Source organism: Sphingobacteriaceae bacterium (assembly GCA_016715905.1).
Lineage (GTDB): Bacteria > Bacteroidota > Bacteroidia > B-17B0 > Aurantibacillaceae > Aurantibacillus.
This window is the reverse complement of sequence record JADJXI010000019.1, coordinates 29,360-44,912: the sequence shown is the minus strand read 5'-3', so window position 1 is coordinate 44,912 and position 15,553 is coordinate 29,360. Positions and strand designations below refer to the sequence as shown.

At 36.7% G+C, this 15,553-nt stretch carries 1 protein-coding gene and 1 rRNA gene; one reads left to right on the top strand and one right to left on the bottom strand.

Annotated features, from left to right (window positions below; translation table 11 throughout):
* Positions 1-8,686: 8,686 nt before the first annotated feature.
* Positions 8,687-8,881, bottom strand: a complete 195-nt coding sequence (locus IPM51_15455) for a hypothetical protein (protein MBK9285693.1) — start codon at positions 8,879-8,881, stop codon at positions 8,687-8,689.
* A 4,513-nt stretch (positions 8,882-13,394) separates the two neighbouring features.
* On the opposite strand from IPM51_15455, the gene IPM51_15450 reads away from it, so the two are divergent.
* A 16S ribosomal RNA gene (locus IPM51_15450) occupies positions 13,395-15,451 on the top strand.
* Positions 15,452-15,553 lie beyond the last annotated feature (102 nt).

Sequence of the window (15,553 nt, the reverse complement as noted above, 5' to 3'; positions counted from 1 at the left end):
AACTCCTTACAAGAGCATCCCAACATCATGTGGCATCTCATAGTTTTTCTATATAAACACTAGATATTGTGAACTATATTATATTGAAAGTTGGAACCCCATATCTCTATCCACTGTTTAGCTAATTTCACTCACCACCTCCATATAATCAACTTAGAAAAAATTTTTTTTTTTCTACATATAAGCTGCCCCTGTTTTTATAGGCCATGGTAAATCTTTTCTATAGATGGATGAGAGAGATGCACGATCTTCATACCACGCTCACCATTCTCTATTTCTACAACATTTGCCATTTATCAAAAATTGATCAGAACGAGAGCTCTATTCTCATTAGAGACTCAAATTTACTATGAGAGAATTATTTTTAACGTACCCCAGACCAATTCAATTCCAGTGAGTTGAGAGCTTCGAGATACACATGCCATTAATCGTAATTGGCAGATGGCGAACACCATTCTGGTAATCTAATGGATGTTTCAGGCTTCTCGAGCTTACGTACTCAGAATATATCATCCTATAAAAGGCGGCAAAGGGTAAAACCTCAAGTACCATGCCCATAAAGGTCAACATGATTTGAAACATTCTAATTTCCATTAGTTTTACCAACATCACTAGTTCTACAAAGATTAGTGACTCAGGTCGATCGAAAAAGAATTGGTCATGTCATTTTCGTATGCGAGGACTTATTCAACTATTATAAGTGGCCTATCAAACTTAAAATAAACTGTTAATGATAGGTATTGCCATGAAAATAAGGCCAAAGAAAGTTGGGATGTAAAGAAGCAACTCTATATAGGCCAAAAGTGCGCTTAGCAAAATAACGAGACCTTACAGCTACCGACTAGAGTTGAAACTAACTCAAAAATTTTTTCAACAGTAGGGGCCTCTGAAGTGATGCTGAGTGCTGGAGAAAGTTGGAATTGAAAGGAGTGAATACTCAGCAAGAGGGTCAGAGTTTCACAAAAATTAAGTATATAGTGCTTTTGGAAAAAAAAAAGTGCAAAATTTTATTTCATCAACGAGTTGCCTGTCGGGATCCTAGTATTTTTCGATTCTGAGCAGCTTTCACCCATAAACATGGTTGTAGGCCACAGATCCAAGGTAAGGTGAAAGCACCCCCATATAAGGGTACACATGTGAAAACTGCACCATACCAGGTGCTTTGTTTAAAAAAAAGCGTGAATAGCATGGGGTAGAGCTATCTAGGGGTCAGATTGATGACTAAGAATCCAGCAATTTTATTTGATCCTAGTAGGGTAAGTCGACCGTTGCAAGTTCACTGTTAAATTTTAACCGTGAAACAGGAGAATGTAAAGATCGAAAGTAAAGCCAAAACCAATTTCAAATGATGCTTGCTAGTAGAGGTAGGCATTCACTTATTGAAAGAATTTTTTTGATCTATAATGGGTCCCGTTAAACGAGATCCTCTATATGGCACATGGCGAATGACATGACCACACGTAAAATCGATCGACCTGGAGTCACCAATCCTTTGTAGAACTAGTGATGCTGGTAAAACTAATGGAAATTAGAATGTCTCGCCTCTTACTGATCTTGGCGGGCAAGGGTTTGGGTGTTCCAATTTTGCCTTGCCTTTTTATAGGATGATATATCTCTGAGTACGTAAGCTCGAGAAGCCTACAAACATCCGTGCCGTTAGGGGAATGGTGTCTGCCATCCATAATTACGATTAATGGCATGTGCATCTCCAAGCTCTCAACTCACTGGAATTGAATTGGTCTGAGGCATGTTAAAAAAATAATTCTCCTCATATAAATTTGAGTCTCTAATGAGAATAGAGCTCGTTCTGATCAATTTTTGATAAATAGCAATGTTGTAGAATATAGAGAATGGTGAGTCTTTTTATGAAGATCGCATCTCTCTATCATCTACCTATAGAAAGATTTACTGTGAAGCTTTGAAAAAAAAGAGGCAACTCATCCCAAGAGCATCCCAACATCATGGGACATCTCCATAGTTTCTATATAAACACTAGAATATTGTGTGCTATATTATATTGAAAGTTGGAACCCCATATCTCTATCCACTGTTTAGCTAATTTCACCACCACCTCCATATAATCAACAGAAAAAATTTTTTTTCAACATATAAACAACTTTATTTTTATAGGTGACATTAAATCTTTCTATAGGTAGATGATGGGAGATGCGATCTTCATAAAAGACTCACCATTCTCTATTCTACAACATTGCCATTTATCAAAAATTGATCAGAACGAGCTCTATTCTCACTAGAGACTCAAATTTATATGAGGAGAATTATTTTTAACATGCCCCAGACCAATTCAATTCCAGTGAGTTGAGAGCTTCGAGATACATATGCCATTAATCGTAATTGGCAGATGGCAGAAGACACACCATTCTGGTAATCTAATGGATGTTTCAGGCTTCTCGAGCTTACGTACTCAGAGATATATCGTGACATCCTCTCTATAAAAGGCGGCAGAATTGAAACCCTCAAACCCTTGCCCATAAAGAGCAGCATGATTTGAAACATTCTAATTTCCATTAGTTTTACCAGCATCACTAGTTCTACAAAAGATTAGTGACTCAGGTCGATCGAAAAAAGAAATTGGTCATGTCATTTTTCTGTTATACGGTGGGAACCTTCCAAATATTATAGAATTTAGCCTATCAAACTTAAAATAAATACATTAATGGTAGGTATTGCCATGAAAATGAGACTTAAAGAAAGTTGGGATGTAAAGAAGCAACGGCATGGGTCAAAGTGCGCTTAGCAAAATAACGAGACCAAAGCTATCGACTAGAGTTAGAAACTAACTCAAAAGATTTTTCAACGGTAGGGGCCTCTAGTGATGCTAAGAGTGCTGGAGAAAGTTGGAATTAGAAAGAAGTAAATATACTCAGCAAAGAGGTCCAAAATTTCACAAAAAATTAAGTATATAGTGCTGGAAAAAAAAAAAAGATGCAAAATTTTGTTTCATCGAGAGGTTGCCCTGTCAGGGATCCCTGTAGTACACATTTTTCGATTCTGAGCAGCTTTCACCCATAAACATGGACCCGTAGGCCACGGATCAAGGTAGGTGAACACTCCACTCCATATAAAATTTTGCATGAAAACTGCACCATACCAGGTGCTTTTGTTTTAAAAGCGTGAATAGCATGGGGTAGAGCTATCCTAGGGGGTCCAGATTGATGATAGAATCAACAATTTTATTTGATCTAGTAGGGTAAGTCGACCGTTGCAAGTTCCTGTTAAATTTTAACCGTGAAACAGGAGAATGCAGAGATCGAAAATCAAGCCAAAACCAATTTCAAAATGATGCTAGTAAGAGGTAGGCATTCACTTATTGAAAAATTTTTGATCTATAATGGGTCCCGTTAAACGAGATCCTCGATATATGGCACATGGCGAATGACATGACCACGTAGAAATCGATTGACCTGAGTCACCAATCCTTTGTCCAGAACTGGCTGATGCAGGTAAAACTAATGGAAATTAGAATGTCTCAACTCTTTTTGATCTTGTCGGGCAAGGGTTTGGGTGTTTCCATTTGCCGCCTTTTATAGGATGATGTCTATCTCTGAGTACGTAAGCTCAGGAAGCCTGAAACATCCATTAGATTAGAATGGTGGTCTGCCATCTGCCAAGTACGATTAATGGCATGTGTGTCTCGAAGCCTCAACTCACTGGAAGAAGATTGGTCAGGGGCATATTAAACATCATTCTCCTCATATAAATTTGGAGTCTCTAATAGAGAATAGAGCTCAATTTCTGATCAATTTTTGATAAATAGCAATGTTGTAGAATAGAGAAATGGTGAGTCTTTTTTATGAAGATCATCTCTCTATCATCTACCTATAGAAAGATTTGCTATGTGGCTTAAAAAAAAAAAGGGCAACTCCTTACAAGAGCATCCCAACATCATGAGGCATCTCCATAGTTTCTATATAAACACTAGATGTTGTGCTATATTATATTGAAGGTTGGAACCCCATATCTCCTATCCACTGTTTAGCTAATTTCCTCACACACCTCCATATAATCAACTTAGAAAAAAGTTTTTTTTCAGCATATAAAACAACTTATTTTTATAGGTGACAGTAAATCTTTCTATAGGTAGATGATAGAGATGCGATCTTCATAAAAAGACTCACCATTCTCTATTCTGCAACATTGCCATTTGTCAAGGTCAAGAATCAGGGCACCCACCTATTCTCACTAGAGACTCAAATTTGTATGAAATTATTTTAACAATGCCCCAGACTGGGTCAATTCCAGTGAGTTGAGAGCTTCGAGATACATATCATTAATCGTAATTGGCGGATGACTTGAACACCATTCGGCAATCTAATGGATGTTTCAGGCTTCTCAGCTTACGTACTCAGAGACATATCATCCTATAAAAGGCGGCGAAAGTGAAACACTCTAATGCCCCTTAGCACCAAGCATGATTTGAAACATTCTAATTTCCTTGGTTTGCCAGCATCACTAGTTCTACAAAAAGATTGGTGACTCGGGTCGATCGAAAAAGGTGGTCATGTCATTTTTCAGTATACGGTGAGACCTTCCAGCTATTATAAGTGGCCTATCAAACTTAAAATAAATACATTAATGGTAGGTATTTGCCATAGCAATAAGGCCAAAGAAAGTTGGGATGTAAAGAAACAACTCTATAGGCCAAAAGTGCGCTTAGCAAAATAACGAGACCTTACAGCTATCGACTAGGTTGAAACTAACCAAAAAATTTTCAACGGTAGGGGCCTTCTAGTGATGCTGAGAGTGCTGGAGAAGTTGGAATTGAAGAAAAGTAAATATACTCAACAAGAGAGGTCCAGAGTTTCACAAAAATTAAGTATATAGTGCTTTTGGAAAAAAAAAAAAAAGTGCAAAATTTTGTTTCATCGAGTTGCCTGTCGGGATCCTAGTATTTTTCGATTCTGAGCAACTTCACTCACAAGCATGGACCCGTAGGCCACGGATCAAAGGTAGGTGAAAGCACTCCCCTCCCATATAAAATTTTTACTGTAGAAAACTGCACCATACCAGGTGTTTTTGTTTTAAAAGCGTGAATAGCATGGAATAGAGCTACCCTAGGAGGTCAGATTGATGATAAGTCAACAATTTTTATTTGATCCTAGTAGGGTAAGTCGACCTTCAAAGGTCACTGTTAAAATTTTAACCGTGAAGCAGAGCAATCCAAACACTTGATATGAAGCAGAGGTAATCTCAAATCATAGTGCTAGATGTATGGGGTTTACTTATTGAAGGAGTTTTTGATAAAAATATCGATTCCCGTTAAACGAGATTTTCCATATATAGTGCATAAAAAATTTTTTTTTTTTTTGGATGAACAACGATCGTCAATATATCAAGTTGAAGGTCATCCAATGAATAAATATCCTTATTTGATCTCAGGGTATGCTATTTGATAGAGATTTTCTTCTAATGTATCGTTATGAGACACTTGAAAGAAATCAAACGTCACTATTAATTTTAACCGTGAAACAGAGCAATCCAAACAATTGATATGAAGCAGAAGTAATCTCAAATCATAGTACTAGATGTAGGGTTTACTTATTGAATGAGTTTTTGATAAATATCAATTCCCGTTAAACGAGATTTTCCATTTATATAGTGCATAAAAAAATTTTTTTTTTTGGATGAACAACGATCGCCAATATATCAAGTTGAAGAAGGTCGTCAATGAATAAATATCACTTATTTGATCTCTGGGTATGCTATTTGATAAGTTATCGTCTAATGTATCGTTATGAGACACTGAAAGAAATCAAACATCACTGTTAAACTTTGAGCATAAAACAGAGCAATCCAAACAATTGATATGAAGCAGAAGAGTAATCTCAAATCGCGGGTGCTAGATGTGAGAGTTTTACTTATTGAATGAGTTTTGATAAATGTCGATTCCCGTTAAACGAGATTTTCCATATATAGTGCATAAAAAAATTTTTTTTTTTTTGGATGAACAGCGATCGCCAATATATCAAGTTGAAGAGGCCATCCAATGAATAAATATCGCTTATTTGATCTCTGGGTATGCTATTTGATAGATATTATCTTCTAATGTATCGTTATGAGACACTTGAAAGAAATCAAACATCACTATTAATTTTAACCGTGAAACAAGAGCAATCCAAACACTTGATATGAAGCAGAGAGTAATCTCAAATCATAGTGCTAGATGTAGGGGTTTACTTGTTGAATGAGTTTTTTGATAAATGTCGATTCCCGTTAAACAGATTTTCCATACTATAGTGCATAAAAAAAATTTTTTTTTTTTGGATGAACAGCGATCGCCAATATATCAAGTTGAAGAGGTCGTCCAATGAATAAATATCACTTATTTGATCTCTGGGTATGCTATTTGATAGATATTATCTTCTAATGTATCGTTATGAGACACTTGAAAGAAATCAAACGTCACTATTAATTTTTAACCGTGAAACAGAGCAATCCAAACAATTGATATGAAGCAGAGAGTAATCTCAAATCATAGTGCTAGATATAGGGGTTTACTTATTGAATGAGTTTTTGATAAATGTCGATTCCCGTTAAACGAGATTTTCCATATATAGTGCATAAAAAAATTTTTTTTTTTGGATGAACAACGATCAAAATATATCGGTTGAAGACAACTTTCAATGAATAAATATCCCTTATTTGATCTCTGGGTATGCTATTTGATAGAGATTATCTTCTAATGTATCGTTATGAGACACTTGAAGAAATCAAATGTCGCTATTAAACTTTGAGCATAAAACAGATCAATCCAAACACTTGATATGAAGCAGAGAGTAATCTCAAATCATAGTGCTAGATGTAGGGGTTTACTTATTGAATGAGTTTTTGATAAATATCAATTCCCGTTAAACGAGATTTTCCATATATAGTGCATAAAAATTTTTTTTTGGATGAACAGCGATCGCCAATATATCAAGTTGAAGAGGTCGTCCAATGAATAAATATCACTTATTTGATCTCTGGGTATGCTATTTGATAGAGATTATCTTCTAATGTATCGTTATGAGACACTTGAAAGAAATCAAACATCACTGTCAAATTTTAACCGTGAAACAGATCAATCCAAACACTTGATATGAGAGAGTAATCTCAAATCATAGTACTAGATGTAGGGGTTTACTTATTGAATGAGTTTTTGATAAATATCAATTCCCGTTAAACGAGATTTTCCATATATAGTGCATAAAAAAATTTTTTTTTTGGATGAACAGCGATCACCAATATATCGAGTTGAAGAGGTCTTCCAATGAATAAATATCACTTATTTGATCTCTGGGTATGCTATTTGATAGAGATTTTCTTCTAATGTATCGTTATGAGACACTTGAAAGAAATCAAACGTCACTGTCAAATTTTAACCGTGAAACAGATCAATCCAAACAATTGATATGAAGCAGAGAGTAATCTCAAATCATAGTGCTAGATGTAGGGGTTTACTTATTGAATGAGTTTTTGATAAATATCAATTCCCGTTAAACGAGATTTTCCATATATAGTGCATAAAAAAAATTTTTTTTTTTGGATGAACAGCGATCGCCAATATATCAAGTTGAAGAGGTCGTCCAATGAATAAATATCACTTATTTGATCTCTGGGTATGCTATTTGATAGAGATTATCTTCTAATGTATCGTTATGAGACACTTGAAAGAAATCAAACATCACTGTCAAATTTTAACCGTGAAACAGATCAATCCAAACACTTGATATGAAGCAGAGAGTAATCTCAAATCATAGTGCTAGATGTAGGGGTTTACTTATTGAATGAGTTTTTGATAAATATCAATTCCCGTTAAACGAGATTTTCCATATATAGTGCATAAAAAAAATTTTTTTTTTTGGATGAACAGCGATCGCCAATATATCAAGTTGAAGAGGTCGTCCAATGAATAAATATCACTTATTTGATCTCTGGGTATGCTATTTGATAGAGATTATCTTCTAATGTATCGTTATGAGACACTTGAAAGAAATCAAACGTCACGGTTAAACTTTGAGCATAAAACAGAGCAATCCAAACACTTGATATGAAGCAGAGAGTAATCTCAAATCATAGTACTAGATATAGGGGTTTACTTATTGAAGGAGTTTTGATAAATGTCGATTCCCGTTAAACGAGATTTTCCATATGTGAAAAATAATGAACCACCCGCTTTGGTAACGCGGCGGGGGATGGTAATACAGGCGTTCAGGAAGCGTAAAGAACAGGCGTTCAGGAAGCCTCTCCTGAAGAACGAGATTGATAGAATGATGCAACACCACCCATGAATTTTTACGCTTCCTGGACGCCGGTTCTTTTACGCTTTCAGGAGACGGTTTGATGAGGGCGCTATAACACCAATCTCCTTAGAATAAGCATTGAAATCCTCTCCCGAAAGAACGAGATTGATAGAATGACGCAACACTGCCGTGAAATTTTTACGCTTCCTGAACGCCGGTTCTTTTTTACGCTTTCAGGAGACGGTTTGATGAGGGCGCTATAACAACAATCTCCTTATAATAAGCATTGAAAGCATCACCCGAAAGAACGAGATTGATATAATGACGCAACACCACCCAGAATTTTTTACGCTTCCTGAACGCCGGTTCTTTTTTATGCTTCCAGGAGACGGTTTGATGAGGGCGCTATAACAACAATCTCCTTAGAATAAGCATTGAAAGCATCACCCGAAAGAACGAGATTGATATAATGATGCAACACCACCCATGAATTTTTTACGCTTCCTGAACGCCGGTTCTTTTTTACGCTTCCTGAACACCGGTTCTTTTTTACGCTTCCTGAACGCCTGTTCTTTTTTACGCTTCCTGAACGCCTGTTCTTTTTTACGCTTCCTGAACGCCTGTTCTTTTTTACGCATAAACTAACTGGTGTCCTGGAAGCGTAAAAAAGAACCGGTGTTCAGGAAGCGTAAAAAAGAACCGGCGTCCAGGAAGCGTAAAAAATTCATGGGTGGTGTTGCATCATTATATCAATCTCGTTCTTTCAGGAGAGGCTTTCAATGATTATTATAAGGAGATTGTTGTTATAGCGCCCTCATCAAACCGTCTCCTTAAAGCGTAAAAAAGAACCGGCGTCCAGGAAGCGTAAAAAATTCATGGGTGGTGTTGCATCATTCTATCAATCTCGTTCTTTCAGGAGAGGCTTTCAATAACATTGACTCCAGCTACCCTGAGAAATAATATGATAAATAATATGATAAATAATCGCTCCAATAATAAAAAAAATTTTTATGTGCGGAATGGATTCTATAAAACTCAAAATATATAAAAAAGTTATTTTTACGTTAAAATAAAAAAAGTCAACATTTTTTCCCGACTACGGTAAAAAAAATTTTTTATGTGCGGAATGGATTATATATAACTCAAAATATATAAAAAAGTTATTTTTACGTTAAAAGAACGAATTTAAAAAATTTTACCGTACTTTCTTAAATTGAATTAAAATTTAATTAAAAAAATTATTTTTTCGAACCGAAATTTTGAATTTCCGTTGACCAAAACTAAAATAATTTTTTGACGTGAATCTTATTCACATATTGTGTTTAATATATATATGTGAAAAAATTATATGATCGTCGTCTAATATAACTGTTTTTCTCGTTGAAATCGGTTAAAAAAAATTTTTTTGACGTGAATCTATAGATATGATAGTGGGCAATAATAGTGTATATGGTGTGGTTTTAAAATGACTGTGCATTGAGTGATTTTCGGTTGATTTATTAAATCGGAAAATTAAAATGATAAGAAATAACCGAAAATACTATATACGATTGATATATGTTGTGAGATAGCACTAGTGGCTAATATTGTTACGGTAATATTGATAATGAGTGTAATGAAATGGGGATGCTAAAAGAGCACTGGTGGTTTGGTTGGGTTGTGGTCTGTGGGTTGGGTTGGGTTAAAGTTGGGTTGGGTTGGGTTTGAGATTTTCTGTTTTCGGGCCCTAAAAACGCCTTGCATAATTTTTTTCCATCATTTCTGATGGGAACTGTTACAGATGTGTTTTTTTTTATACGTAACGCGTTATTTTAACAATGTTACTATATAAAGGACCGTCATTACGCTCGCGCGTCGCTGTATATTTTATAGCACGCGCACGCCCATGCGTATCACACCTGCTCGCGCGCCCGAGGGCTGTTATTTATATCAGTCGACGGTACGTTGGTGGATATGGGGTATGCATGGTCGTTGTCGCTCTATCGCGTGGGAGGCCGCTGTGTCTCGCGCCCGAGAGATGCTGTTGGGGTATCAGAACGACGGGGTGCTCGCTATACGAGACGCTGGCATATTTTATATGGCAGAACGACGGATAGCTGTATCCTCCTGAGACGCTGTTATTTTATCGGCATCATAACATTGGGCTGCAAAACGTTGGTGTGTCTCGCGCCTCATCACGCATGGGGAGGTGATCGCTATTGTTGGTTGACGCCGTATCTATATAGCATACGGTCGTCGCGCTGATATTCTTAATGCATGGTGGATGAAAGCTGTTAAGAGTATATGGTTCGGCGCTCGCTTCAGTGATGCATTGCCTTTTGATAGTACTGATAGTGCTGCTATCAATCATACAATGTGTTGCTGTCGGTTATAGGGTATGGGTATATATGTTATGCGTGTGTGTGTTGTACTGTTGTCAAATAACACTCTTAGGGCATGGTGGTAGAGCTAAACAAGAGGGTTTGATTGCAGTGCAACATGCAGTAATCGGTTGCCGCGTCAGGAGACGCTCAATCGTGATGCATATATTGAAAGCATGTTTCACGAGCGTGGACACCTTTATGTGGTGCATTGTGAGACTACTCCGTGTTTCGTATATCTGGTTAATCACTAGGCATATGCTCTACCACGTGAAAGCGTGCGGGAGGTATGCTATGGGTGAGACCGCCAGTTAATGGTGTATTGCAATCAAATCGCAGAAGGTGCTCATTAATATATGACACCATGTTGTTGTCACCATTTAGTGTGGAAAGCGTCAAGACGGGCTGTTTTACAGTCGCAGTGACGAACAAGCATTAGGTGGAGAGATTGGTTGTGTTATATAAATAATTATATTACTAGGTAGCCCTGTTTAATGCAACATTAAGCAGTTGGTATGTTGGTGTGTTATAATGGGTATAGGATTTCCACTAAGATGAAGCGTTGTAATCACTGCATTTTTTTTTTTTAAAAGATGTAATGTAGGTAAAGTATAAAGTACTGAATCTCTGTATATGGTAATACAGGGGTGAGGTATATGCAGTGTGAATAAAGTGGATAGTGGTGTTGTGTATCAGGATCGTTATTTAAAGCACATTTCTATTATACCGCGTCCTAGAAGCGTAAAAAATTCAATAATGGTGTTGAATGACTGTATGAAGGCCAATCCTTCGGGAGAGGCATTGAAATGCAGTGATTACAGCTATTATTGATAAATAATCGCCTATAGGTTCACCTATCATTAGGGGTGTGTGATAAAGACGGCCGTAAATGCATTGTGTGTGTTGCGTTGTTGTGCAATCCTCGCTTTTTCAGGAGGAGCTCTCAACCAACGCAAAGAAGGTTCTCTCATTATCTGTTATTGTTAATTGTATAACAGCGTTACACATGCAGTATACCTATTATTTCATACAGTGCCAATTGTGTTGTGTAGATAAATAACAATAGTAATATGATGAATCGTATAGCATGAGATATAAATCTCTTTAATGGCAGCCACATAGGGATAGTATAGGTGGGTAAATACATCAGCACTCGAATGGTTATCGTACATATACGGCGTACCTCTTTTGGCCCTGGCCATATGAAAATAACCATTCACAACGGTAATCCAGGTGGGATGAAACTGCTCATTGTCCAGCCTCCGGGACTTATACAGCTGGTCGCATCGACTATAAGATCGGTGTAAGATGATCTGTATCCGTTGTGGGTAAAGAAAGTAACGAGTGTACATATTGTTACGGTGGCATGTGTGGTATAAATGATTTTTTCAAAACGAAGCAACACTATCAAATTAGCTTCTAGTATGAAAAATGAAATGAGTACTGGTATATGTCACTTTTTCAATAAAGGTTTATAGTAACCCTAACAATAGTAGATGAAACGGGTATTTTAACACGGTACCTATACATGGTTTATTGAAAAATATAGACTATGCTCTCTCTACAAATGATTGGGTTTAAATAATGTTAATTGTTGCATCGATGATTCTTGTTTATCATCATGAGAAATCATGGTGATAAAAAAAATTTTTTTTAAATTCTATAGGATGTTTAGCTGCATTGTAAAATAGGTTAGCGTGAAATGGATAGTGATTTTTATCATGTAACCCATTCTATTTTATAGTGCTTCAGGCTATATTATCCTGTTTTTGGCTTAATCACGTAAATCTCATCGCAGCTGTACTTATAATACGGTGTTGACGCTCCCGAATGGGTAAATTGTCTTGGTAAAACATAACTGTGCTTGTTTTACTGGATGGTTGGTGGCAGGTGTATGAGATGATGTAGCCTAAAGATCTTTTATATTGTATTAAAAATTGTACTATTGTTCTCTAATGAATAAGAATGAACATATCATTCTTAATTGATATCGTATGCTTTATAAAACAGGTGATGCTGTATAAAGCAATTTATTGTTATTGAAAAGAATGGGTGCGTGTTATCAATTAGTTACTCTTTATATTTGAATAGAAATGTTCAAATATAAAGTGAACGACACTATTGTAGGCCACAAATGCTCACGCTTGTTTTTAAAGCGGTGTAGTTGGGACCGCCTATTATCATGAAAGATTTTTTTTTCATTGATTGATCATTGTTAAATAGTTGACAATATGTAAATATAAATAAAGAGACTATTGGTTGGTTATATAGTTGTATTTAAAAACAGTAATGATAGAGCAATCAAAAAAAGCTATATGATAACTATGAAGTAAAATAGTAGCGTCTCCCTTGCTTGGCATACCGCTTTTAATTATAGTGCAAAAGGTTTTACGAACTGGGTATTGAAAACGAGATCCTGTACTCCAGTTGCTGTGACTAATAGAGCTATAATTAATAGTGTGGATAGTCCGACCAATTTGCTGGATGCGAATACTGGAGTAGTGGCAATGCACATAGATCCATAAAACAGTATTGTCGTCAAAACCTTGCTATTGCGTATTATGTTTACTGACGTTCTCATATATTATTACTGTTGGAGAGTACCTGTTGTCTTTATTTATATAAACATGGGGTTTATGAATGTAACAATGTGATAAAGGTGTTAAAAATTTTTTTCACATATGGTGATAGGTTATGTGTATATATATATATATAATTTTCATAAGAGTGCTGTTGTATATTGAATATCATCACTTTGTTGATGTTATTCATTATGCATCTTCATTCATATAACTATATCTGGTTGATCCCGCCAGACATATATGCTTGTTTAAAGGATTAAGCCATGCAAATGTAAGTATAAGTAACACGTATGTACGAGACTGTGAACAGCTTATTAAAAAAGTTATAATTTATTTGAACGTGGAAACTTGAAACAGTTTCTCTGTTATGTGGATAACTGTGGGAAAGCTATAGATAATACATGCAAAAAGGGGAGACTGAGCAATCAGAATCCCTGCATTAACTGGAGGCTAAAGAGACGCAAAATTGAGATGAGACACAGTTTACTAAATAGCAGAGTGAGCGATCACCGCTTCATTCAAATTTCTTATCTATCAATTGTCGATGGTAATATAGTGGATTACCATGATTATAACGGGTAACAGAGAATAAGGGTTTTATTCTGGAGAGGGGGCCTAGAGAGATTGCCACCACTTCCAAGGAAGGCAGCAGGCGCGCAAATTACCCAATAACAACACGTTGAGGTAGTGACAAAAAATAACGACGGCATATAATGGGGAAACCTATTAGCCGATTGTAATGAGTACAATGTAAACAAATTAATTAGTATCAACTGGAGGGCAAGTCTGGTGCCAGCAGCCGCGGTAATTCCAGCTCCAGTAGCGTATATTTAAGTTGCTGTATTTAAAAAGCTCGTAGTTTAGGTGTGGCTAGAGGCGAGCTCCTGGGTGAAATAAATTCATCTTGGAGCTCACTCTGGTCCCTCCTGAGTAAGTAGCACTACACGTAATTGAAAGATTACGCGTTGACCGTTCTTACTCACATTACCATAAGTAAAATAGGGTGTTTAAAGCAGGACGTTTGTCCATTGAATAATAGAGTATGGGATAATAGAAGATGAAAGAGGTAAGATGCGTTTCACAGCAGTGGCAACATTGTTGTGTCTTGCCTTTTTAATGATTAAAAGGGACTATTGGGGCAATTAGTATTTCTACACGAGCGGTGAAATGCGTAGACTGTAGAAAGACTCACTAATGCGAAAGCACTTTGCAAGGGTGTTTTCATTAATCAAGAACGAAAGTTAAGGGATCGAAGATGATCAGATACCGTCGTAGTCTTAACCATAAACAATGTCGACAAAGGATAGGGAGGAGTGCATAAATATGCGCTCTTCATAAAAAAGGTACTTCGCATGAGTGTTACTAGCAATAGTAGCATTCATATAAGGTCTCTCCCTGAATTTCGTAAGAAATTAAAGTGATCGGACTTTGGGGGGAGTATGGTCGCAAGGCTGAAACTTAAAGGAATTGACGGAAGGGCACCACCAGGTGTGGAACTTGCGGTTTAATTTGACTCAACACGGGGAAACTCACCAGGTCAGGACATAATAAGGATTGACAGATTAGAGATCTTTCATGATTCTATGGGTGGTGGTGCATGGCCGATCTTAGTTCGTGATATGAATTGTCGGCTTAATTGCGTTAACGAACGAGACCTTTAGAGATAAATAGTGCTCTAGTGGCAATGTCAAATATAGTTGGTGTCTCTGGAAGAAGGGCATGTTCCCCTTTCAGATGTCATCGCCAGTTATAATTACCACTAGTGGCTGTTGTGAGGGTTTACTCTTGCAGCATGTGACTTCTTATTTCGACTATTGATGTTCAATCAATGTAAGTTAAAGGCAATATCAGGTCTGTGATGCCCTTAGATGTTCTGGGCGACACGCGTGTTACAATGGTAAAGTTCAGAGGGTCCTAGTTGTTTTGAAACAGAGCAATCTGTTGAGAGGCAGCAAAAGCTTGATAGAAATATCTGGCTAATCCTTAGTGAATCTTTTTAACCATATCTGGGATAGATGCTTGTAATTTTTCATCTTCAACTTGGAATACCTAGTAAGCACAGGTCAACAACCTGTGCTGATTACGTCCCTGCCCTTTGTACACACCGCCCGTCGCTCCTACCGATTGAATTGTCCGATGAGTTGCAAGGAGTCGCGGTCATCAGCAATGGTGATTGCTTCAAATTGCAACAAATCTTATAATTTAGAGGAAGGAGAAGTCGTAACAAGGTAACCGTAGGTGAACCTGCGGTTGGATCATTAATAATATATACACGACAAAAAAAAATCAAGCGCTACAGGTGGAGTATATATATAGCACTTTTTGTGTAAATATATATATGGATACCCATGCGTAAAGTGTGCTGAAA